Below are 20,455 nucleotides of genomic sequence, written 5' to 3' on the forward strand. Positions count from 1 at the left end.
GCCCAGCCCTAATGGGCCGTACCTTTCTGCCGATATAGCGACTAATCCTCTTACTTTTCGGAACACCGCGATGTCGTTAAAAAAATCCTCCCTGATTATCTTCTCCTTCCTGCTGGCGCTGTTTCTTACCAGCGTGGCAATCAGTACCTGGCTGCTGATCCAGAGCAATCACTCGCTGAATGCGGTTAACAAAGAGATCCGTGTGGTGCTCTCGGTGATTGACCCCATCAACCACAGCCGCACACTGCGTGTGCGTCTGATGGAGTACATGAAGGAGATTGAGGGCAGTGACGCAAATAATCCCGCCACGCTGGACAGCGTTCGGACCGTGGCCAGCAAAGCGGATGCTGCATTTCAGGCCTATATGAATGCGCCGCGTCTGCCGGGCGAAGAGGCGGAAGCCGACGCCTATAGTCAGGCTTATCAGGCCTATCGTCAGCAGGGTTTACAGCCGTTGATTGAGGCGGCAGAGGCACACGATCAGGTGCGCTTTAAAAATCAGATCGCCACCGTGGTTCGCCTTGATCGTCAGTATGAAATCATTCTGGACCGGGTGCTGGCGCAGCATGAAACCTATGCCAAAAAGCTTAACAGCGATGCACAGAGTCACTTTACCTCCGGCATTACCCTGCTGGGGCTGTTTGGGGTGCTGTTTTTCGCCATCATCGTCGCCATTTACATCTTCATGAAGCGCTATGTGCTTTCGCCGATCAATGATGCGCAGGAACACTGCAAGCTGATTGCGGCGGGCGTCCTGGATACCACGGTGCCGGCCAAAGCCGGTTCGCGCAGTGAAATTCAGTTGCTGATGGGCTCGCTGGAGCAGATGCGCAGCGCGCTGACCGCCATTATTCTCCAGGTGCGCGATTCAACCCGCTCAGTCTCCACCGCCTCTCAGGAGATTGCGGCGGGCAACATCGATCTCGCCTCGCGAACCGAACAGCAGGCCGCCGCGCTGACGGAAACCGCTGCCAGCATGGAGCAGCTGGGCGCAACGGTGAAACAGAACACTGAAAACGTCTTTGAAGCCTGCCGCCTGACCAGTGAAGCGGTGAAAAACGCGGAAAGCGGCGAAAAGGTCTCGCAGGAAGTGGTGACATCGATGGCGCTGATTAATGCCAGCTCGAAGAAGATCGAGGAGATCACCACCGTGATCGACAGCATCGCCTTCCAGACCAATATTCTGGCGCTGAACGCGGCAGTCGAAGCCGCCAGGGCGGGTGAACAGGGTCGCGGTTTTGCGGTGGTGGCAGGGGAAGTCCGTAATCTGGCCCAGCGCAGCGCTACCGCAGCCAAAGAGATTGAGGGGCTGATTGCGGAATCTGTTTCGATCATCCACGCCGGTTCCGATCAGGTCAGCCGGACCGGTGAGGCGATGAGCGCCATTATCTCCTCTGTCAGCCGCGTGAATCTGCTGATGGAGCACATCTCAACCGCTTCTGATGAACAGAGTCGCGGTATCGGTCAGATTGAGCAGGCGGTTACCGAGATGGACAGCGTCACACAGCAGAACTCGGCGCTGGTGCAGGAGTCTGCCGCGGCATCTGCCTCGCTGGAAGAGCAGGTGCAGTATCTGACGCAGTCGGTCTCCACCTTCCGTCTGGCAAACAGTTAATCAGGGCTCTCCGCGCTGAGTTTATGCAGCGCGGAGTCCGGAGCCCCGATGCTGAGTAATGCCCGACAGAGAAGGGAGAGTTTGATTCAGTGCCTTGTGGCGCAGGGCTAATCGGCGGATTATAAGGCTTTCCAGTAAATATGGGGTGGTCATGCTAATCAGCACGGAAAGTGCCCGCAGCAACAGCGCGGATACCCGACTGGCCTGCACGCTTGCCGCTGCCGCAGGCGCACTGAATACCGCAGCCTTTGAGATCGTCGGTTTTTTTTCAGCCAACATGACCGGGAATGTCTCGCTGCTGTCCGATCACCTGGCAAAAGCGAATCTGGGGCCTGGCCTGTTTTTTCTGTCGATCGTGCTTCTGTTTATTGCGGGTTCCATGTTTTCAACGCTGATCATTAATGCCGGGCACCGCAGAAATATCCGCACTATCTATGCCTTTGTCATCCTGATTGAGGGCGGCGCGCTGATTGCACTGGGGGTGATTGAAAATCACTTTCCGCCGCAGTCGCCCGGTGTAGTGTTAATCATGAGCCTGAGCTTTTTAATGGGGCTGCAGAATGCGGTGGTGACGCGGATCTCCAATGCCCGCGTTCGCACTACCCATATCTCCGGCACGGCGACCGATATCGGGATTGAGCTGGCAATGCTGTTTGAGGTGCTGCGGCGCACAGCGTCACCGAAAGATGCGCCGCTCTATCTGAGCCGGCTGCGACTGCACTGTCTGACCCTGCTTTCTTTCCTTGCAGGAGGGATAGCCGGAATCGGGCTTTACCGGCTGCTTAGCTACGATTTCCTGCTGCCAGTAGGGTTCGGGTTAATCTGTCTGGCGCTGAATGCCATCTTTACTAAGCCAGCAAAACAACAGGGCGCGATGATTTAAGTGCGCTACCCTCACTGATGCGTAAACCAGGGCGGCGCGTAGTGTTGATTTCATCGATCCGCCTGTGCAAATGAACCGTGCGGTTAAAACATCCGAGCCTGCGCGGGGTAACATTCAGCCTTATACTCTGGTTGATCCTGCGAACGAGACAGTAATGCGAACAGCCTTCAACCTGCTGATGGATAATTAACATCGACATTAAACAACTCATTTACTTGTGTAACCTGGAACGTGAACGCCATTTCGGGCGGGCCGCGGAAGCCAGTTTTGTTACGCAGCCAACCCTCTCTATGCGCCTGAAAAACCTTGAGCGCGAGCTGGGCCTGCCGCTGATTAACCGCAGCAATAACTTTGCCGGATTTACCCCAGAGGGCGACCGTGTGCTGGCGTGGGCGCGGGAAATTGTTTCGGTCTATCAGGGGCTGAAGCTGGAAGTGGAATCGCTGAAGCATGGGGTAAACGGTACGCTGCGGGTTGGCGTGGTGCCGCAGTGCAGCATGGCACTGCCGCTGCTGCTGAAAGCGGTGCAGGCGCGTTATCCTCAGCTCGACTATCGCATTGCGGTACTCAGTGCTGACCAGTTGCTGGAAGCGCTCAACAGCCACACCGTGGATGTCGGGATCGGTTTTTTCGAGATGGCAACCCTGCGTGAACTCCATTTTCAGACCGAGATGCTGGCAGATCGGGGCGTTGAAGCCATATTCCATCCCGACCATTTCCCTGAGCTGGTGGGGGAAACCGCGCTGACGCTTGATGAAGTGGCACAACAGCCGCTCTGCCTGGCGGAGCCGACGCGTTATTTCCGGCGTTATCTTGATATGGCTTTTCGCGAGGCGGCGCTGGTACCCCGGGTGATCGTCGAGAGCGCCTCTGTCATGCAACTGATGCAATGCACGCAGGTCGGTCTCGGGCTGCTGGTGTCGCCGGTCGGTCATCTCCTATCCGCTTCATTACAGGGGCTGCAGCAGCGCGCTATTACGCTGCCGCCGATGGCGCGCCAGGCGGCGCTGGTAATTGCCGAACCGGGCCGAGCCACACCGCTGGCGCAGCACTTTTTCGATGAAGCACGGGGCCTGCTGCCGGTGTAATTCCAGTTACTGCGCCTCGCCCAGCGCATAAAACAGGCGGCTGTTCCAGTTGCCTATCGCCACGCTCTGTATCAGCGCGAACAGCGCATCAGCTTCCCAGCCCGCCTCCATTAGCGGCTGCAGATGGGCCGCGCTGAAACGCTCTGGCGAACGGGTCAGCTGCGCCGCCAGCGCAATAATCTGCTGCTCTTCCTCTTTTGCCGCCGCGTCATCCACGCCCTCAATTAAGATCTCATTTCCGGCCAGCAGCCGGAACGCCCAGCGACTGCCCAGAATACGGGCGGCCGTCGCTTCTGCCAGAGTATTGTCCTGAGTGAGATGCTGACGCAGTTGCGCCCAGCCATAGAGCACTGAGGGATCGTGTGCCAGCAGCCATACCGCGTCCTGCATTCCCGGCAGCGATTGACAGCGGGTAATGGCAGCGAGCTGCTCAGCACTGGCATACCGCAACTCCAGCGGTTTCAGCACGGGCTGCCAGCGGGCAGGCTGATCAAAACCTGCGGCCTCAGCATCCGGTGGTGCAGTGCTGCCGGGCAGCCAGCGTACCGGCTGGGCCTGCAGCGCCTGTAAACCGGCGACCACCCGCGCCTGATAACTGACAAAGCCGATCACCTGATTCAGCGTCACAATATCGGGCTCTGTCAGGCCGACTGCATCCAGGGCAGTGATTGCGCTGGCGCTGATCAGCTCAGGCTGCATCGCCAGCTGGCGTGCATACTGCGTAATCTGGGTGAGGCGATTATTACTTTCACGTGAGGAGTCGGGCCCGGGCAACGGATTGAGGCGGGCAGAGTAGTGATTACACAGCCGCTGTACACCCGCCACCTGCGCCACCGTCAGCGCCGTGCTGAGGCGATCGTAAAGCGTTAAGGTGTGCGTAAGCGTGGTGACGACACGGTCGGGGAACAGCAGCTGTGCCAGATCGCGCGCCGCCAGCAGGGCGGGCTGATTAGTGCGCAGCAGTGACTGCACCACGTTGTCATCGGTGTAACAACCCAGCAAAAAACGGTCATCGATATGGGCGGCCTCTGGCACCAGCGGTGCGGCCTGTGAGGTACGTGGACTGGTCTGGCTCTCGTAAAACCAGTGGTTATGGCCCGGATAGCGGCGTTGTTCCATGATCAATCCTTTTGCAAATTCGGGTTCGGTATGCAGGCGGCAGAATCTGAAAATGTGCATAAACCGAAGGGCAGGCTTATCGTCGCTGATGGCCAGTCCGGGGCAAAAGATTGATCGGTGATAATTAATAGCGTTACGGTATAACGGCAGCGAAATCAGGCAGGAAGGGCGAGGCGGGAGCAAAGAGAAGGGCGAGCCAGGCTCGCCCTTGCAGAACTTATTTCAGTTCCAGTTCGTTCATTGCGGCGATGCTGAAGCCGCCATCAACGTGTACCACTTCACCGGTGATGCCGCCAGCCAGGTCAGAGCAGAGGAATGCTGCTGAGTTGCCGACATCTTCGATGGTAACGGTACGGCGAATCGGGGTGACCGCTTCGCAGTGTGCCAGCATCTTACGGAAATCTTTGATGCCTGATGCTGCCAGGGTGCGGATTGGACCGGCAGAAACGGCGTTAACACGCACGCCTTCCGGGCCCATGGCGTTTGCCATGTAGCGCACGTTGGCTTCCAGCGACGCTTTCGCCAGACCCATCACGTTGTAGTTCGGGATCGCGCGCTCAGCACCCAGGTAAGAGAGGGTCAGCAGCGCAGAGTGTGGATTCAGCATCTCGCGGCACTCTTTGGCCATCGCGACGAAGCTGTAAGCACTGATGTCATGCGCGATTTTAAAGCCTTCGCGGGTAACGGCGTTCACGTAGTCGCCAACCAGCTGCTCGCCAGGGGCGAAACCGATAGAGTGAACGAAACCGTCAAATTTCGGCCAGGTTTTTGCCAGTTCAGTGAACAGAGATTTGATGCTCTCATCTTCGGCTACGTCACATGGCAGCACGATGTCTGAACCCAAATCTTTGGCAAACTCTTCCACACGACCTTTTAATTTGTCGTTCTGGTAGGTGAAAGCCAGTTCTGCGCCCTGTTTGTGCATCGCCTGTGCAATACCGTAGGCGATGGAAAGTTTACTGGCAACGCCAGTAATCAGAATGCGCTTACCGGAAAGAAAACCCATAGCTGTAATCCTTATGGTCATTGTAGTTGGCGGCCGCATGGTTAAAAAGTGAGCGACCGACGTTAATCGACGTGCGGATTCTAGCACGTCTCTCATAAATCAGGTAAATCGGCCCGCAATTTCCGCGATATGCAGCAAAAATCAACGCTCGCGCCGCCAGGCTTCGGCACTCAATGCTTCGCCAAAGTGGCTGCTGATCAGTCGTCGGGTCAGATCGTGCAGCGGGGAGGCCAGTACGTCAGCGGTGCCGCCGCGCTCGACCACTTCGCCCTGATGCATCACCAGCACCTTGTCACTGATGTGCTTCATCATCCCCAGATGCTGGGTAACATAAATGTAAGCGATCCCATGCTTCTCCTGCAGTTCCAGCATCAGATTCACCAGTTGGGAACGCATCGTCATATCCAGCGAGGCCAGCGCTTCATCGGCCACAATCACTTTGGGTTGCAAAATCAACGCGCGGGCCAGCCCCAGACGCTGCTTCTGACCGGGTGCCAGCATGTGCGGATAATAGCCGGCGTGATCGCGCAGTAATCCCACCTGACGCAGGGTAGCGATAATGCGTTTCTCTCGATCCTCCGCGCTGAGATCGGTATTGAGCCGCAGCGGGAACTCCAGAATCTGGCTGATACGCTGACGCGGATTCAGGGAGGTTGAGGGATCCTGGAAAATCATGCGGATGCGCTGACTGCGATAGCCATAATCGCCGAATGTCAGCGGATGATCGTCTATCAGAATCTCACCTTCGGTAGGGGCGACCATGCCGCTGAGCATCTTCGCCAGCGTGGACTTGCCGGAGCCGTTTTCGCCGATTATCGCCAGCGTCTGCCTCTCGCGTAGGGTAAAACTGACCGACTTCACCGCCTCAACGTGCTGACGGCGGAACAGGCCCGTGCGATAGCGAAAGGTTTTACTCAGGTTGCGCACTTCCAGAAGGGTCTCCATGCTACTGGCCCTCCATATTCAGCGGGAAATGACAGGCATAAAGATGCGTTTTGCTGCCGGTTAGCCGTGGTGTTTCAATACATTTGCGCTGCGCATAAGGGCAACGTGGCCCCAGACGACAACCAATCGGCAGGCTCTCCAGCGACGGGATCGCTCCTGACAAAGTATTGAGACGGCTTTTGTGCGGCAGGGATCGTCCAAAATCGGGCATCGCCCGAATCAGCGCCTGAGTATAAGGATGGTGCGGCGTACTCATTAAATCTTCGCTCTGGGCGGTTTCTACCGTCTGACCACAGTACATCACGTTGATACGGTCCGCCCACTGGCTCATGGTGCGCAGGTCATGACTGATCAACAGAATGGTGGTGTTGTTATTCTGGTTCAGACGGCTCAGCAGGCGGAAAATCTGCGCCTGCGTAGTGGGTTCCATGGCATTCGTCGGCTCATCGGCAATCAGCAGACGCGGCTGATTAGCCAGCGCAATCGCGATCATTACTTTCTGGCATTCGCCTTCGGTCAGCTCATAGGGGAAGCTGCGCATAATATCTTTGTGATCTTTAATGCCGACGCGATGCAGCAGTTCGATGGCGCGGGTTTTGCGCCAGAACCAGAAGCGTTTCAGCCACGGACCTTTATACGTCCAGCGCGGGATCACCTGCATCAGCTGACGACCGATGCTTTCGGAGGGATCCAGGCAGGATTGCGGCTCCTGAAAAATCATCGAGACATTATGCCCGATAATGCGGCGGCGCTCGCGCGACGACAGGCGCAGCAGGTCAACATCATCAAACACCATGCGATCGGCGGTGACACGCCAGTTATCGTTAGTTACGCCGCAGATCGCCTTGGCAACCAGACTCTTACCGGAGCCGGACTCACCGACCAGGCCACGGATTTCACCTTCGCCCAGCGTCAGATTGACGCGATCGACCGCTTTGACCGGTCCGTCAGCGGTCATAAATTCAATGGTCAGATTACGGATATCGAGTAACGGCATTTATTCCACTCCCGCTTCGACGGCGCGACGGATGCCGTCACCGAGCAGGTTAACAATTAATACGCTGACCATCAGTGCCACACCCGGCAGCATAACGGTCCAGGGGGCGACGTAGATCAGCTCCAGCGAATCACCCAGCATCGCTCCCCATTCGGGCGAAGGCAGCTGCGCGCCCAGGTCGAGAAACCCGAGTGCGGCTATATCCAGAATCGCCATCGACAGCGCGCGGGTAATTTCGGTGATCAGCAACGGTAAAATGTTAGGCAAAATGGCGTAGCGCAGGATGTTGCGGCCTCTGGCACCGTCCAGACGTGCCGCCACCACATACTCTTTTTCCAGCTCATCATGCACGGCACTATAAATCTCGCGCACCAGACGTGGAATCAGCGCCAGCCAGACTGCCAGCAGTGCATGCTCGAGTCGCGGTCCGAGAAACGCCACCACGATAATCGCCAGTAACAGCGACGGAATAGAGAGCAGGGTATCCAGTACGTGGTTCATCACCGCCGAGCGTATGCCATGCGTCATGCCCGCCAGTACGCCCAGCACCAGCGCGCCGAGCGTGGCGAACAGCGTCACCAGAATCGCCGAACCCACCGTCGGGCCCGCACCGCTCAGCAGGCGGCTCAGCACATCCCGACCCAAATCGTCGGTGCCGAGAAAGAAGGAGACATCGCCGTAGTGTGACCAGGACGGCGGCAGCAACTGATAACCCAGGAACTGCTGATCGATATCGTATGGCGCTATCAGCCCGCCAAACAGACAGAGCAGCAGCAGTGCGCCAAAGCCATACAGCCCGACCATCGAAATCGGGTTGCCATAGAAATGGTGCCAGCTCTGACGAAACGCGCTGGGCAGGCGTTTTTCGGCGTAGATATTATCGGAGGGCATACGCTTTCACTTTATTGTGCTTGAGTTCGGACAACGTTTCTTTATAAAAGTCACTCATATCAGAGGATTATCCTGAGGACATGCTTTATGTTTCTTTATCATGGCTGACTCTGAGTAGCGGTAATTTATGTGTTTTGTGTACACCTCTGCGTAGACGCAAAGAAGATGTACACATTGCAGACAGACACTAAGCTCAGGAAAGCGCTGGGTAAGCGCCGCGACAAAGCAGAGGTTATCTTCAACTCGTCCGGACTGAATGTCAGGCTCTCCATTCGAGGCGGCGTGACATTTTTCTACCGTTATCGCTGGGAGGGTTAGCCCGTCAGCTGTCTACAGGGGATTATCCGTCGATATCCCTGTTACAGGCAAGGAAACGGCGTCAGCAATTTCGGCTCTGGATTGCAAAGGGTTATGATCCGCGTCGGCATATCATCCTGAACAGCCTGAAAAAAGTTATATTCACCTCCGGATAACAGGCAATAAAAACCGCCCTGTTGGGCGGCGGATTAGATCTTAGCGGAGGCTACGCTGGCCGGACCCTGGCCTTTGTCGGGTGTCCATCAGGCCCATCGTCATGGGTGTGGTCAGGATCCGGCTCAATGATCACGATATAATCTTTACCTATCCCATCGCGCGTTAACGTCACTAAATCTCCGGCCACGGGTTTGGTGTCAAACTCATGTTCCTCTTCAACGCCGGTATCTTCAAAAATTACAGCGAATTTCATTTTTCGTCCTCTTTCTGATAAACCGCGTCGTTACCGCGAGGTTTGTTGCTGACGCCTACTTAAAGAATTTTAGACTATCCTGAAAATATCAGGCATCTCAGTGGATTACTTCATGCCGATATTATGCGCGATTACCGACTGGCTTCAGGTGTCCCGGTGTTCAGACCGCTGTGGAAGCATGCCCGTCTGGCGGTTTCAGGTGCAGACGCGCTACGCGAATGGCTCACTACTGAAACCCTGCCGGAACCCGCACAGGAAATCGTTCATGATGCTGCATGAGTAATACACCGTAAATCTTCCACGGAAGACGGATAATCCAACACCTAAGACGTTCGCCTCAACAGAGATCACTTTTTGTGCAATATTGACAGATTCTTCATCATTTCCAGATTGTTCATTGATGACTTTGAGGGATAGTCGCGTCCTGAGTGGGAACTCTTTACTAAAGGAGATAAATCAGTGGCGAGAATAGAGTAAAAAAATCTTAGAAAAGAAACGTGTAAACGATCAGTTTATAATTAAATTTAGTGCGGCAATGCGTTACCTTTAAAAGGTACTGCAAAAAACGCAAAAGGGGGATGGCATGACAGATAAAAACTTCTTTAATGCATTAACAGAATGGATTGATGATCATACGGATGAAAAAATAAGCCTGGATAAAGTGGCTAAAAAAAGTGGATATTCAAAATGGCACCTTAACAGAATGTTCACAAAACATTGCGGAGTCAGCCTCGGGAAATATATTAATAACACCAGAATGCAGGCGGCCTCGCTAAGTTTAAGGTTTACTGAAGCCACTATTGCAGAGGTAGCTGATCAGTTCAACTACGACTCACAGCAAACGTTCACGCGCGCCTTCTCACGACATTTTGGTATGCCTCCCGGCATCTGGCGAATCACTGATGCTGCAAAAAAATCAGATAAGAACTCTCTCTGCTTCCCCAGCGATGACACCATTTTCAGGCAGAGGTTAATAGCTTACGTAATGCCGTAGGTTTACCTGATTGCATCCGCAGCAAATTATTATCTACAGGACGGCGGGGAAGGACCGCGATGCATAAAAAATTAAAATCGGCCCTGAGATTAAACGTTTTATCTTTAAACACCCTTCATTGGTGCCTGGCAATTCAGGAACGCGCGGTGTTTTGCTAATTTTCAGCCGCTTTGTTGCAGAAAATAAGCCTGATTCCTAAGAAAGATTAAAAAATTGTTTTCCCCGTGGAGTGCGCATCCGCCCAGCGAAGCTTATACGTCCATTCTTTATCAAGTGAACCGATTGAAAGCCTCATCTCTTTGCCCGTCTGCTTACAGTAGTCCCGTGCCGCACCAATGTTTTTCCACATAAGTAAACTTCCCGGGCTAAGGTCCGAATATTTCAGGTTAACGCCGCCGTTTGGCACATCAAAATAGATAATGTGTTCACTCTCAGCCATGAAGAGCAGATCCATCGCGCACGGCTCGTTACCTACAAAAAGAATATAGCCGAAGAGCATCCTTTTCATGGCAACGATAAGCGTGATCAGGTTCTCCCTGGAATAACAGGTTATGTTGTCAGAAAAACGGGATTTAAAAAGGAAGATATAATAGTCTGCCAGCTCTTCAGGGCTGAATTGATTCATATCACAGCAGCGGCCACCCGCCCGTATGAACTGGTTGTATTCGTTGCGGCGATTTTTTTCTGTTTTAACTGAATAGCTCTCTTTTACAAAGCATACTTTATTTTTTCGGGCAAAAGAAAAGTTAAAATTTATGAAGTTGTGCTTGTTGAAATGTGACATTTTATTGGTTTTTTCAGGGAAAAGCATCGAGGCATTTTTAGCCGCCGGCACCATGATCTCATCATAGGATATCGGGAATTGTTTCCATTGATCGACACCTATCCGTGAGTGATCCAGCAGGGCATACGCGGCAATATAGCCACCTTGCTTTTTTTTATGAAAATACGTTGCCTCATGACCTGTGCGAGATGAGAAAAACCTGATCACGTCAGGATGCATATTAACACTCCCGCCAAAACGGTTAAAACAGTGCTCATAAATGCCAGCGTCGGATTTTTCCCAGCCGTAAAGCATTCTTTTGAAGTGGCTCATATAAATGTTAAACCTGATAGTCGCTCTGATAAATCGAGTTAAAAGATGGTTCCTGAATGTCAGCCGCCCTATGCTATCTTTTCCTGTCACTAACTCCGGACAGATGGTCTCTGCTGTGACATTTTAATCAGGGCATTATGCATTTATTTTATCAACGTAAAGACAAGGAAATATCAAGAATCTATCAAGCGATGTCGTTTTTATTGCTTTATATTTGTGAGGGCTGCCTGACATTTATATCAAGTTTATCTGAGTCACCCGCGTAATAGCCTGACCGGGTGACTTCATTCTCTTTCAAACAATCCGCTGGCTCTGCTCCCGGCGATGCTTGTGATAATCCTCATCACACTCGCTTGAACAGAAAGCAGTTTCAGCCACTACGGGCTCATCTTTACACCAGATGCATAAGCCGTTTGGGCTTTTAAGTTTGGCCTTACGAGCTGCCAGAGAGGCAGCGAGATGCGCTTCTTCACGCTCCTGTGCCAGATCAACTTCATCCATGAATGTTCATCTCCTCATTAATTTTTACGCTTCGAACTTAAATCGGTTTCTGCAGGAACAATATTCGTGTACATCAATGCCTGCTTGCAGCACGACTTCTGAAAGACAAAAGTCATATGTTTATTCTATGTTTGCCTTAGCGCCCTGAGCGTTAGCGCAGCGCATACCATTCCTTATGTTTCAGCGGATTCATGGCCGCACCAATCACGTCAGAAATCACATTGACCAGAATCACCAGCCCGCCAATCACCATCACGCCAGCGGAGATCGCCGCGTAATCCTGCTGGCGAATCGCGTTGATCAGCCAGCGCCCCAGACCCGGCCAGTTAAAGACCATCTCGGTGATCATCGCCAGCGTCAGCATGGTGGAAAATTGCAGACCCAGACGCGGGATCACCGGCGGCAGCGCATTATGCAGCACGTGGCGGCGGATCACGGTAAACGGCGAAAGACCCCGCGTGGCCGCCGCTTTGACATAATTTTTGTCCATCACGTCGCTGGTGCTGTTGCGCAGCAGGCGGATCACTTCCGTCGTCGGCGCCATCGCCAGCACCAGCACCGGTAAAATCAGGTGGTTCAGGACGCTGATTATCATCTCATGTCGCCAGGGCGAAGGACTCATCCAGGCATCAATCAGCGCAAAGCCCGTGACACTCTGCACCGGATAGAGCAGGTCGTGACGACCGGACACCGGCAGCCAGCCCAGCGTCAGCGAGAAGAACAGCGTCAGCAGCAGCGCCAGCCAGAAAATTGGCGCAGAAAAGCCGATCAGCGCCAGCGCACTGATGGTTTTGTCCTGCCATTTATTGCGCATCACGCCGGCACAGATCCCCAGCGGGATCCCGACCAGCAGCGCGAACAGAAACGCCAGGATGCACAACTCCATGGTGGCCGGGAAAACCTCACGCAGTTGCAGGCCAATCTCCTGACCGTTGGTGCTGGAGACGCCGAAATCAAACTGCAGCATCCCTTTAAACCAGAACCACCAGGCGTCCGAGAGCGCCGCGCCTTCCAGCGGGGCGTCAGGCGTAAAGTAGCTCAGGCTGAAGCTCACCAGCGACAGCAGAAACAGGGTAATGATCAGTAGCAGCAGGCGCCGCAAAATATAGATAATCACTTACTTTTCCTTATCGCTTTCACGATAAACCCCGGCAAACGAGGCGTTGCCAAACGGACTCAGGACCAGCCCTTTAATATCATGACGAAACGCCTGCAGTCGCAGAGAGGATGCCAGTGGCAGCACCGGCAACTCCTGCGCCAGAATCTGCTGCGCTTTGTCATAACTGTCGATGCGGCCAGAGAGTTGTTGTGATAACAGCGCATTCTGCAGCGTTTCGTCAAAGGCCGGCGAGCACCAGTGCGCGTAATTGGTCTGCGAGCGAATCGCTGCACAACTGAGCAGCGGCCGGAAGAAACTGTCGGGATCGTTACTGTCGGTGGCCCAGCCTGACAGTGTCAGATCATGATTCATCGCCATCAGCTGCGCCTCCTGAAAACGGCCCTCTACCGGCACTATGGTCAGCCGGACGCCGACCTGCGCCAGATCCGCCTGCAACAGTTCGGCGGTTTTCAGCGGGCTGGGATTCCACGACTGCGACGCGGCAGGCACCACCAGCCGCAGATGCAGATCGCTGATGCCCAGAGCCGCCAGTGCGGCACGGGACTTCTCCGGATCATAGCTGGTGATGCGCGCATCATTATCATAAGCCCATGAGGCGCGAGGTAATATCGAGGCGGCGGTTTCGGCGGTGCCGTAATAGATTGACTCCATCAACCGCTCATTGTTGATCGCCAGCGCCAGCGCGTGACGCACCTCAGGGCGGTCGAGCGGCGGCTTGCGGGTATTAAAGGCCAGATAGGCGATGTTCATGCCGGGACGCAGCGTCATCCGCAGGCGCGGGTCATCGCGCAGGATGGTGAGCTGGCTGGCCGCGGGATAGGCAAGCACGTCACATTCACCGGTCAGAAGCTTGGAAAGCCGCCCGGTGCCGCCCGAGCCGAGATCGATCACCGCCTGTTGCAGACGCGGCACCCCTTTCCAGTAGTGAGGATTGCGCGCCAGGCGGATGTACTGACCGGTACGGTATTCACTGAGCTGATAAGGACCGGTGCCAACCGGTTGTCTGTCCATCTCTTCCTGCCGGCCCTGCGCGGTAAGCTGGTCGGCATACTCTTTCGACAGCACTGGTGCATAGTGGGTCGCCATGTGCCACAGGAACGACGCATCCGGGCTGTTTAACCTGAACTCAACCGTCCTGTTATCGATTTTCTTCACGCTCTGCACGGAGTCGGAGAATTGCAGACTGTCAAAGTAGGGGTAGTTGCCGCCGTTGACGTTGTGCCAGGGGTGATTGCGGTCAAACATCCGGGCGAAGCTGAACACGACATCGTCGGCGTTCAGCGCCCGGGTGGGGCGGAACTGATTCGTCTGCTGAAACTGCACGCCGCTGCGCAGATGAAAGCGATACGTTGCGCCGTTATCGCGCACTTCCCAGCTGGACGCCAGATCGGGCTTGAGACGATAGGTGTAAGGATCGACATCCAGCAGGCGGTCATAGAGTTGTGCCGCCAGCGTATCGACAGTCAGCCCGCTGCTGGCCATCTGCGGATTAAAGGTGTTCAGCGTGCCGCTGACGCAATAGACGAAGCCGGTCTGGCGGATATCACCCGCAGGCGCTGACCACGCAGGGGCACTCAACACGCTGAGACTTAGCAACAGCGAACATAATAGTTTTGACATAGAACTCAACGATTTTGAGGCATTAAACAGAGTGTATCGCAAAGCGGGCATTGTCCCAAAACCTGCAACCGCTGCCAGACTGATTTTCATCATCGCGGCGGTAAAAAGAGCGTACAGAAGGTGTGGTAATGAGAAAAATTCTCAATAACTTGTTTACAGATGATAATAAGAATGATTATTATTCATATGCGCTTCGACGGTAGCTCTGCCGAAGAAGAGCACGACATTGCTCACATTGCTTCCAGTATCGTTGCCCGCCTGTTGGCGGGCTTTTTTTTGGCTTTTGCAGAGTGGCATGTCTGCCTGGACGGGGAAGGGATTGCAAGCAAAGGGGATCAAAGTGGTGAAGCGGTGAGGAAGACCGGGACGGAATAGGGCTCCTCGTTGATGCGAATACCAGGCAAATTGTGGAAAGCGAAAATCTCGCCGTTTATCGTCAAATATATCGCCTTATCACGAACCCGAGGAAAGACGTCACCATCTGAGGTGATCAGGAAAGGCTTTAGGTCGTCGTTCAGACTTTCTTTAAAAGATTCATCGCTTCGGGATGCATCATAAAGATAAAAACGGTATGAGAAGGCAGTTGTGGCACCCGCACTGGCTTCGGTGATGTAAAGGTTAATCCGGCTGCTGACGTTAACTTTCCTGATGATCGACTGTTCAAGCGGTGATATCTGCGAAAGTCGCCAGCCTGCAAAGACAATAGTCATCAGCATCAGCATCAGCATCAGAACCAGCGTGCGCTTTTTAAAAACCGGAACGTTTTGCATAATCTATCCCTGCTCTTATCCAGTATTGATCGTCAGGGTCATCTCCAAAAGGCGCTGCGCCATACCAGACATCAAATTCCTCTCTGCGGGTTCCTGCCCGGTTTTGCGCCCAACCGGCTGCGCGAAGAAGAACAGCGTCTTTTATTCCAGCGGCATGCCCCACAGCACCATAATGAAAATTACCAAAATGTTCATATTGGTTCCCATGTTGAAATTTATAATCCCATGGGCCATGTCCTTTAACCTGGTTATAAAACCAGACATATGTCAGGGCTGAGGGTCCCCTGTGAAAACGTGCAACCATCATATTGTTTATCAACGAAACTCCAGCTGGAGTAAATGATAGAATATCATAAGGAGGAGATGGAGATGCCGCTAAGGCAGGATATCTCATGATTTATGCCTTTTCATTCCAGCTATCTGAAAAAATGATGTTACCATCACAATGCTTCCAGGTTATTTTCTCGTAAGCAAACTCAACGCATTCAAGATGATTATGTTTTTCTTTTTCAGGGTCTTTAGTGTCATGCATAATGGGCGAAATACCGACAATTCTGACATTTTCAAGTAGTATGTTGAAGTATTCTTCTTCCTGACCTGCGTAGTTGATATTGTACCATCTGAACTCGGCTGACCTTAATGTTTGTCCAGTTGCCACTGCCTTATAAAGGTAGGGAGAAGATGAATCGAATTCTTTTTGAACGATGATGGGTGCATGTTTTCTTGTCCCTGTCGGCTTGCCTGTCATAGAATCAGTCGGCAGTCTTAAGTTATGAGAAAAACCCGTAACTTCAATGCTTCCCTCTCGGTCTTTAACATCTACTGAACCATTGATGCTCGCACCACCATCATCTTTCAGCCAAAGATATGCTGGAATAGCCATATTAAAAATCCTTTAATGGGTTAAGTTATATTCCTTTTGGAGGATAGTTAATGCTGGCTTCGCATAAACCTCAAGTGCATATTAAAAAAATCGAAGGCATAATGATAAAGATCAATATTTAATAATTTCATATGTAATGGCTGGGGTCTTTCCACACCATGGTTATGTAGTGCGAAATGGATTATTCAATTAATTGCTGTAAATCTGATTAAAAAGCCACTTCAACTATTAACGGGTATTGGTATCATTAGTTTGGTTAAGATTCAAACCAGAAGAGTAAATCATGTAATCCCTTGAATTATAGATTGTGTTTATATCCGCATGCATTCGATGTATCTGATGCTGGAAAGTGTAATATCGCGCTTAACTTTTACAAAAACGCAGGTACTATAAGCTCATCTTCTGGTCACCCACTTCCTGGCAATGAATAAATTCCAAAAAAAAGTTCAGGCTTTTCAGCATACATCCTTTCGCTATCTCTTTTTTGGACGCCTGTTCACCGTGCTGGGCAATGGGATTGCACCCATTGCGCTGGCTTTCGCGGTACTGGATATTGGCGGGTCTGCTTCTGATTTAGGGATAGTGGTTGCGTCCCGTTCACTGTGTAATGTGCTTTTCCTGCTGGTGGGCGGTGTTGTCGCCGATCGCTACTCACGCAGTCGGGTATTAGTTTCATCGGCAGTGGTTGCCGCTGTTTCTCAGGCTATTGTCGCCTGGTCTGTGCTGGATGGCTCAGCAACTGTCATTAGCCTGACTTTGCTGGGTGCCCTGAATGGTGCGGCGGCAGGCATCGCACTGCCTGCATCGTCTGCGCTGGTTCCGCAGGTAGTTCCTGCAACGGATTTGCGTCAGGCTAACGCGTTAATTCAGCTGGGGATTTATGGCGGTACGGTAATGGGGGCATCGCTGGGGGGAATTATCACCAGCGCTGTCGGGCCGGGCTGGGGGCTGGCAATTGATGCGATGGGTTTTGCCGTTTCCGCGCCGCTCTATTTCCTGATCCGTGTGAAATCGAATAAAGCCGCGGCTTCGCAAGGCAATATCCTGCGCGATATCAAAGAAGGCTGGGCAGAGTTCGCCGGACGAAGCTGGATTTGGTCGATAGTCCTTCAGTTCGCCATTATCAACGTCGCTTTTAATGGCATTGTGGTGGTACTTGGCCCGATGATTGCCGACGCCTCTTTCGGACGGGCGCGATGGGGAATTATTGTGGCCGCCCATAGCGCGGGTTTAATTGCAGGTTCATTTCTGGCTATGAAATGGCATCCACGTCGTGATCTCTTTATTGGCGCGATGCTGGCAGGTCTTTACGCACTCCCAATATTTATGCTGAGCCAGAATGCGTCAGCAGCACTGCTGATAGTAGGGTTCTTCATTGCTGGCATGTCATTGGGCCTGTTCGGCGTAACCTGGGCGCACTCATTACAGACTCATATCCCGCCGGATAAGCTGGCTCGCGTGTACGCTTATGATGCGATGGGTTCCTTTATCGCCATTCCCTTTGGACAACTGGTCGCGGGTCCGCTGGCAACACATTTTGGTATGAGTGCTGTATTGCTGATGTCAGCGCTGGCCGTGGTGATGGCTACCGCTGGCGTCGGTCTGGTTCCTGCCATCAGGCAACCTGAAAAAATGGGGACTAAGTCGCACAACACATAATGGATAGGTGGCTCAACGTAAAAAACAGCCCGGTTTATACCGGGTTGTTAATTCACAAAGCAGAGAAAAATCATAGGTTGGGGTGGCGTTAATTAACTCTCTGCTTTTATATCGTGCTTCTTCATCATTGCGCGCAACTGATGATAGGTGACGCCTAATAAGCCAGCCGCACGGCGTTGGTTATAACGTGCCTGTTGCAGGCTGGCTTCCACCAGATCCCGCTCCTGCTGATTCTGCCATTGACGCAGATCCAGCGGCAGGGCAGGCAGCGCGCTGCTATCCGCCTCCTGACTGGTCCGGATGACAGCAATTGGTTCAGGGCGTGAAGCAAACGGGTTGATAATCACATTATCCAGCGGCTGCTCGCTGCTGTTATGACGATAGACCGAGCGCTCCACCACATTTTTAAGTTCGCGAACGTTGCCGGGCCAGTGGTAATCAAGCAGAGCCTGCTGTGCCCGTGGGGTAAAGCCGGGAAAAAGTAACAGGCCGAGCTCGCGACACATCTGGATAGCGAAATGATCGGCCATCACCAGTATATCGCTGCGTCGTTCGCGCAGTGGCGGTAACTGCACCACATCAAAGGCCAGACGATCCAGCAAATCGGCGCGGAATTTTCCCGCCGCCGCCAGCGCGGGCAGGTCTTCGTTGGTCGCACAGACCAGTCGCACATTTACCTGCAGGGAGTGATTGCCGCCGACCCGCTCCAGCTGTCCATATTCAATTACCCTGAGCAGCTTTTCCTGAACCAGCATCGGTGCCGTTGCCAGCTCATCCAGGAACAGCGTGCCGCCGTCAGCACGTTCAAAACGGCCAAGATGGCGCTTCTGCGCGCCGGTAAAGGCGCCAGCCTCATGACCAAACAGTTCAGAATCGAGCAGATTTTCATTCAGCGCGGCACAGTTCAGCGAGATAAACGGCCCCTGCCAGCGGTCAGAGAGATAGTGCAGTCGGCTGGCGATCAGCTCTTTGCCCGTTCCACGCTCGCCAATCACCAGTACCGGTTTTTCAAGGGGAGCCAGTTTGGAAACCTGTTCCAGCACCTCAAGAAAATTGTTCGACTCCCCCAGGAGATTATCGCTAGTGCCTGTCATGATGAATTTCGCCACCCCTTAATCATTTTGACTATCTTAAAACAAGCGGGAAAGGCTGTAAAATTTAAAATATGATAAAAATCAATAAATTATAAAATTGGCACGCATTTTGTATTAACTCAGCAGGACTTCACGTTTTAAAACATTAAAAGAGGAACATCATTATGGGTATTTTTTCTCGTTTCGCCGACATCGTTAATGCCAACATTAATTCCCTGCTGGAGCGTGCGGAAGATCCGCAGAAACTGGTCCGGCTGATGATTCAGGAAATGGAAGACACCTTAGTTGAAGTGCGCTCCACCTCTGCACGCGCACTGGCTGAAAAGAAACAGTTGTCACGCCGTATTGATCAGGCGGAGATTCAGCAGGCTGAGTGGCAGGAAAAAGCGGAGCTGGCGCTGCGCAAAGATAAAGATGATCTGGCCCGTTCGGCGCTGATTGAAAAACAGAAACTGACCGATCTTATCGCCTCCCTGAAACAGGAAGTGGGTCATGTTGAAGAGACGCTGGAGCGCATGAAAGGCGAAATCAGCGAGCTGGAGAAAAAACTGAGTGAGACACGCGCCCGTCAGCAGGCGTTGACGCTGCGTCATCAGGCGGCCTCTTCATCACGCGATGTTCGTCGTCAGCTGGACAGCGGTAAGATCGATGAAGCAATGGCACGGTTTGAATCTTTTGAACGTCGCATCGACCATATGGAAGCGGAAGCAGAAAGCCACGGTTTTGGTAAACCAAAGACGCTGAACCAGGAGTTTACTGACCTGAAAGCGGACGATGAAATCAGCGAGCAGCTTAATGCGCTGAAAGCCAAAATGAACCGCAGTGAGTAATCATCGACGTTGCGATAAGTGATTAAGGAGAGTCAATGAGCGCACTTTTTTTCGCCATACCGTTAACGATCTTCGTGTTGTTTGTCGCACCGATCTGGTTATGGCTGCATTACAACAACAAACGCAACGGCGGTTCGGAACTGTCGCAAAGCGAAATCCAGCGCCTGCAGCGCGTGACCCAGGACGCGCAGCGGATGCGCGAACGTATTGACGCGCTGGAAGCGATTCTGGACGCCGAACATCCAAACTGGAGGCAGCCATGATTAAAGGACGCAAGTTGTGGCGCAAGCCAGATGAAGGGAAATTTATGGGTGTCTGCGCAGGCCTGGCAGAGTATCTCGATATCCCGGTTCGTCTGCTGCGTGTCATCGTGGTGTTATCACTGTTCTTTGGCCTGTTTCTCTTTACGGTGATCGCCTACTTTGTGCTGGGTTTTGTACTGGATGTGAAACCCGCCTCTGCCTCCCAGACTGAGCGCCAGCCCAGTGCCAGTGAACTGCTGGATCAGCTGGAGAGCACCCTGCAACGGGATGAGCGCAGCGTGCGCGACCTGGAACGCTATGTGACGTCTGAAACCTTCAGCGTGCGCAGCCGCTTCCGCCAGATTTGATTCTGCT

General features: G+C 53.0%; 24 protein-coding genes and 1 pseudogene. 11 read left to right on the top strand and 14 right to left on the bottom strand.

The features are described 5' to 3' along the window. The first annotated feature begins 70 nt into the window (after positions 1-70). The 3 genes from ACXKZD_RS08980 (at position 71) to ACXKZD_RS08990 (ending at position 3,586) form a co-directional block, all read left to right on the top strand. Entirely contained in the window at positions 71-1,615 is a 1,545-nt protein-coding gene (locus tag ACXKZD_RS08980) for a methyl-accepting chemotaxis protein (RefSeq protein ID WP_187491455.1), read from the top strand. 151 nt (positions 1,616-1,766) lie between these two features. Continuing rightward, the gene (locus ACXKZD_RS08985) at positions 1,767-2,498 is read left to right on the top strand and encodes a YoaK family protein (protein ID WP_488982013.1); all 732 of its coding nucleotides are present in this window, start codon (positions 1,767-1,769) and stop codon (positions 2,496-2,498) included. Positions 2,499-2,689: 191 nt separating this feature from the next. Then, positions 2,690-3,586: a LysR family transcriptional regulator gene (locus tag ACXKZD_RS08990; RefSeq protein ID WP_488982078.1), complete on the top strand. Its 897-nt coding sequence runs from the start codon at positions 2,690-2,692 to the stop codon at positions 3,584-3,586. Between the two features lie 6 nt (positions 3,587-3,592). Here the strand turns inward: ACXKZD_RS08990 and ACXKZD_RS08995 are convergent, their stop codons facing one another. From ACXKZD_RS08995 to sapC, 5 genes are all read right to left on the bottom strand, one after another. After that, a complete protein-coding gene (locus ACXKZD_RS08995; RefSeq protein WP_488982014.1) occupies positions 3,593-4,705 on the bottom strand; it encodes a CMD domain-containing protein in 1,113 nt (370 codons plus the stop codon). Positions 4,706-4,922: 217 nt separating this feature from the next. Beyond that, positions 4,923-5,711, bottom strand: coding sequence for an enoyl-ACP reductase FabI (gene fabI / locus ACXKZD_RS09000; RefSeq protein ID WP_010244547.1), 789 nt, complete (start codon positions 5,709-5,711; stop codon positions 4,923-4,925). Positions 5,712-5,852: 141 nt separating this feature from the next. Further along, complete coding sequence (sapF, locus tag ACXKZD_RS09005) at positions 5,853-6,656, bottom strand: putrescine export ABC transporter ATP-binding protein SapF (protein WP_010244550.1); 804 nt, start codon at positions 6,654-6,656, stop codon at positions 5,853-5,855. Position 6,657: 1 nt separating this feature from the next. Beyond that, on the bottom strand, positions 6,658-7,653 hold the full coding sequence (gene sapD / locus ACXKZD_RS09010) for a putrescine export ABC transporter ATP-binding protein SapD (RefSeq protein WP_010244553.1): 996 nt from the start codon (positions 7,651-7,653) through the stop codon (positions 6,658-6,660). Continuing rightward, positions 7,654-8,544, bottom strand: a complete 891-nt coding sequence (sapC, locus tag ACXKZD_RS09015) for a putrescine export ABC transporter permease SapC (RefSeq protein ID WP_010670235.1) — start codon at positions 8,542-8,544, stop codon at positions 7,654-7,656. Between the two features lie 174 nt (positions 8,545-8,718). Between sapC and ACXKZD_RS09020 the strand changes: the two are divergent. Next, positions 8,719-8,999 (top strand): annotated as a pseudogene (locus ACXKZD_RS09020) (Arm DNA-binding domain-containing protein); the annotation flags it as partial. Positions 9,000-9,067: 68 nt separating this feature from the next. Here ACXKZD_RS09020 and ACXKZD_RS09025 read toward each other — a convergent pair. Next, positions 9,068-9,271, bottom strand: coding sequence for a hypothetical protein (locus ACXKZD_RS09025; RefSeq protein ID WP_010244562.1), 204 nt, complete (start codon positions 9,269-9,271; stop codon positions 9,068-9,070). Between the two features lie 123 nt (positions 9,272-9,394). On the opposite strand from ACXKZD_RS09025, the gene ACXKZD_RS09030 reads away from it, so the two are divergent. Both ACXKZD_RS09030 and ACXKZD_RS09035 read left to right on the top strand, forming a co-directional pair. Next, positions 9,395-9,550, top strand: a complete 156-nt coding sequence (locus tag ACXKZD_RS09030) for a hypothetical protein (protein WP_167429696.1) — start codon at positions 9,395-9,397, stop codon at positions 9,548-9,550. Between the two features lie 304 nt (positions 9,551-9,854). Beyond that, positions 9,855-10,265 carry a helix-turn-helix domain-containing protein gene (locus tag ACXKZD_RS09035; protein WP_488982015.1) on the top strand — a complete coding sequence of 137 codons (411 nt, stop codon included), beginning with the start codon at positions 9,855-9,857 and terminating at the stop codon, positions 10,263-10,265. A 205-nt stretch (positions 10,266-10,470) separates the two neighbouring features. Here ACXKZD_RS09035 and ACXKZD_RS09040 read toward each other — a convergent pair whose 3' ends face one another. From ACXKZD_RS09040 to sapA, 4 genes are all read right to left on the bottom strand, one after another. Continuing rightward, positions 10,471-11,361, bottom strand: coding sequence for a GNAT family protein (locus tag ACXKZD_RS09040; protein WP_488982016.1), 891 nt, complete (start codon positions 11,359-11,361; stop codon positions 10,471-10,473). A gap of 294 nt (positions 11,362-11,655) precedes the next feature. Continuing rightward, positions 11,656-11,862, bottom strand: a complete 207-nt coding sequence (locus tag ACXKZD_RS09045) for a TraR/DksA C4-type zinc finger protein (protein WP_010244571.1) — start codon at positions 11,860-11,862, stop codon at positions 11,656-11,658. A gap of 151 nt (positions 11,863-12,013) precedes the next feature. Next, positions 12,014-12,979 carry a putrescine export ABC transporter permease SapB gene (sapB, locus tag ACXKZD_RS09050; RefSeq protein ID WP_010244573.1) on the bottom strand — a complete coding sequence of 322 codons (966 nt, stop codon included), beginning with the start codon at positions 12,977-12,979 and terminating at the stop codon, positions 12,014-12,016. Further along, complete coding sequence (sapA, locus tag ACXKZD_RS09055; RefSeq protein ID WP_064691354.1) at positions 12,980-14,602, bottom strand: ABC transporter substrate-binding protein SapA; 1,623 nt, start codon at positions 14,600-14,602, stop codon at positions 12,980-12,982. It lies immediately after the preceding gene. Positions 14,603-14,773: 171 nt separating this feature from the next. Between sapA and ACXKZD_RS09060 the strand changes: the two genes are divergently transcribed. Then, entirely contained in the window at positions 14,774-14,977 is a 204-nt protein-coding gene (locus ACXKZD_RS09060) for a hypothetical protein (protein ID WP_488982017.1), read from the top strand. Here ACXKZD_RS09060 and ACXKZD_RS09065 read toward each other — a convergent pair. Genes ACXKZD_RS09065 through ACXKZD_RS09075 form a run of 3 tightly spaced genes read right to left on the bottom strand, consistent with a single transcriptional unit; the run spans position 14,938 to position 16,255 of the window. Next, positions 14,938-15,372, bottom strand: coding sequence for a hypothetical protein (locus ACXKZD_RS09065; protein WP_488982018.1), 435 nt, complete (start codon positions 15,370-15,372; stop codon positions 14,938-14,940). The two genes, ACXKZD_RS09060 and ACXKZD_RS09065, sit on opposite strands and share 40 nt — an antisense overlap. Then, the gene (locus tag ACXKZD_RS09070; RefSeq protein WP_284672211.1) at positions 15,350-15,766 is read right to left on the bottom strand and encodes a polymorphic toxin type 44 domain-containing protein; all 417 of its coding nucleotides are present in this window, start codon (positions 15,764-15,766) and stop codon (positions 15,350-15,352) included. The genes ACXKZD_RS09065 and ACXKZD_RS09070 overlap by 23 nt, the downstream gene beginning before the upstream one ends. A gap of 3 nt (positions 15,767-15,769) precedes the next feature. Continuing rightward, a complete protein-coding gene (locus tag ACXKZD_RS09075) occupies positions 15,770-16,255 on the bottom strand; it encodes an Hcp family type VI secretion system effector (RefSeq protein WP_033757795.1) in 486 nt (161 codons plus the stop codon). A gap of 423 nt (positions 16,256-16,678) precedes the next feature. Here ACXKZD_RS09075 and ACXKZD_RS09080 point away from each other — a divergent pair, with 423 nt between their 5' ends. Further along, on the top strand, positions 16,679-17,914 hold the full coding sequence (locus tag ACXKZD_RS09080; protein ID WP_488982019.1) for an MFS transporter: 1,236 nt from the start codon (positions 16,679-16,681) through the stop codon (positions 17,912-17,914). 92 nt (positions 17,915-18,006) lie between these two features. Here the strand turns inward: ACXKZD_RS09080 and pspF are convergent, their stop codons facing one another. Beyond that, positions 18,007-19,008 (bottom strand): phage shock protein operon transcriptional activator, encoded by a 1,002-nt coding sequence (gene pspF, locus ACXKZD_RS09085; RefSeq protein WP_010670227.1) that lies wholly within the window; start codon positions 19,006-19,008, stop codon positions 18,007-18,009. Positions 19,009-19,172: 164 nt separating this feature from the next. Between pspF and pspA the strand changes: the two genes are divergently transcribed. The 3 genes from pspA to pspC are packed head-to-tail and all read left to right on the top strand — an operon-like array spanning position 19,173 to position 20,448. Continuing rightward, positions 19,173-19,838, top strand: a complete 666-nt coding sequence (gene pspA, locus ACXKZD_RS09090; RefSeq protein WP_010244588.1) for a phage shock protein PspA — start codon at positions 19,173-19,175, stop codon at positions 19,836-19,838. A gap of 35 nt (positions 19,839-19,873) precedes the next feature. Next, a complete protein-coding gene (gene pspB, locus ACXKZD_RS09095; protein WP_010244592.1) occupies positions 19,874-20,101 on the top strand; it encodes an envelope stress response membrane protein PspB in 228 nt (75 codons plus the stop codon). Then, complete coding sequence (gene pspC / locus ACXKZD_RS09100) at positions 20,098-20,448, top strand: envelope stress response membrane protein PspC (protein WP_010244595.1); 351 nt, start codon at positions 20,098-20,100, stop codon at positions 20,446-20,448. The genes pspB and pspC overlap by 4 nt, the downstream gene beginning before the upstream one ends. The last annotated feature ends 7 nt before the right edge of the window (positions 20,449-20,455 follow it).

The sequence above is a fragment of the Pantoea sp. ABR1s genome, from assembly GCF_057812235.1.

Bases quoted from the DNA above. Each gene is read 5' to 3' on its own strand.
- ACXKZD_RS08980 (WP_187491455.1), top strand. From the start codon at position 71: ATGTCGTTAAAAAAATCCTCCCTGATTATCTTCTCCTTCCTGCTGGCG.
- ACXKZD_RS08985 (WP_488982013.1), top strand. From the start codon at position 1,767: ATGCTAATCAGCACGGAAAGTGCCCGCAGCAACAGCGCGGATACCCGA.
- ACXKZD_RS08995 (WP_488982014.1), bottom strand. From the start codon at position 4,705: ATGGAACAACGCCGCTATCCGGGCCATAACCACTGGTTTTACGAGAGC.
- fabI (WP_010244547.1), bottom strand. From the start codon at position 5,711: ATGGGTTTTCTTTCCGGTAAGCGCATTCTGATTACTGGCGTTGCCAGT.
- sapF (WP_010244550.1), bottom strand. From the start codon at position 6,656: ATGGAGACCCTTCTGGAAGTGCGCAACCTGAGTAAAACCTTTCGCTAT.
- sapD (WP_010244553.1), bottom strand. From the start codon at position 7,653: ATGCCGTTACTCGATATCCGTAATCTGACCATTGAATTTATGACCGCT.
- sapC (WP_010670235.1), bottom strand. From the start codon at position 8,544: ATGCCCTCCGATAATATCTACGCCGAAAAACGCCTGCCCAGCGCGTTT.
- ACXKZD_RS09025 (WP_010244562.1), bottom strand. From the start codon at position 9,271: ATGAAATTCGCTGTAATTTTTGAAGATACCGGCGTTGAAGAGGAACAT.
- ACXKZD_RS09030 (WP_167429696.1), top strand. From the start codon at position 9,395: ATGCGCGATTACCGACTGGCTTCAGGTGTCCCGGTGTTCAGACCGCTG.
- ACXKZD_RS09035 (WP_488982015.1), top strand. From the start codon at position 9,855: ATGACAGATAAAAACTTCTTTAATGCATTAACAGAATGGATTGATGAT.
- ACXKZD_RS09040 (WP_488982016.1), bottom strand. From the start codon at position 11,361: ATGAGCCACTTCAAAAGAATGCTTTACGGCTGGGAAAAATCCGACGCT.
- ACXKZD_RS09045 (WP_010244571.1), bottom strand. From the start codon at position 11,862: ATGGATGAAGTTGATCTGGCACAGGAGCGTGAAGAAGCGCATCTCGCT.
- sapA (WP_064691354.1), bottom strand. From the start codon at position 14,602: ATGTCAAAACTATTATGTTCGCTGTTGCTAAGTCTCAGCGTGTTGAGT.
- ACXKZD_RS09060 (WP_488982017.1), top strand. From the start codon at position 14,774: ATGATTATTATTCATATGCGCTTCGACGGTAGCTCTGCCGAAGAAGAG.
- ACXKZD_RS09065 (WP_488982018.1), bottom strand. From the start codon at position 15,372: ATGCAAAACGTTCCGGTTTTTAAAAAGCGCACGCTGGTTCTGATGCTG.
- ACXKZD_RS09070 (WP_284672211.1), bottom strand. From the start codon at position 15,766: ATGAGATATCCTGCCTTAGCGGCATCTCCATCTCCTCCTTATGATATT.
- ACXKZD_RS09075 (WP_033757795.1), bottom strand. From the start codon at position 16,255: ATGGCTATTCCAGCATATCTTTGGCTGAAAGATGATGGTGGTGCGAGC.
- ACXKZD_RS09080 (WP_488982019.1), top strand. From the start codon at position 16,679: ATGAATAAATTCCAAAAAAAAGTTCAGGCTTTTCAGCATACATCCTTT.
- pspF (WP_010670227.1), bottom strand. From the start codon at position 19,008: ATGACAGGCACTAGCGATAATCTCCTGGGGGAGTCGAACAATTTTCTT.
- pspA (WP_010244588.1), top strand. From the start codon at position 19,173: ATGGGTATTTTTTCTCGTTTCGCCGACATCGTTAATGCCAACATTAAT.
- pspB (WP_010244592.1), top strand. From the start codon at position 19,874: ATGAGCGCACTTTTTTTCGCCATACCGTTAACGATCTTCGTGTTGTTT.
- pspC (WP_010244595.1), top strand. From the start codon at position 20,098: ATGATTAAAGGACGCAAGTTGTGGCGCAAGCCAGATGAAGGGAAATTT.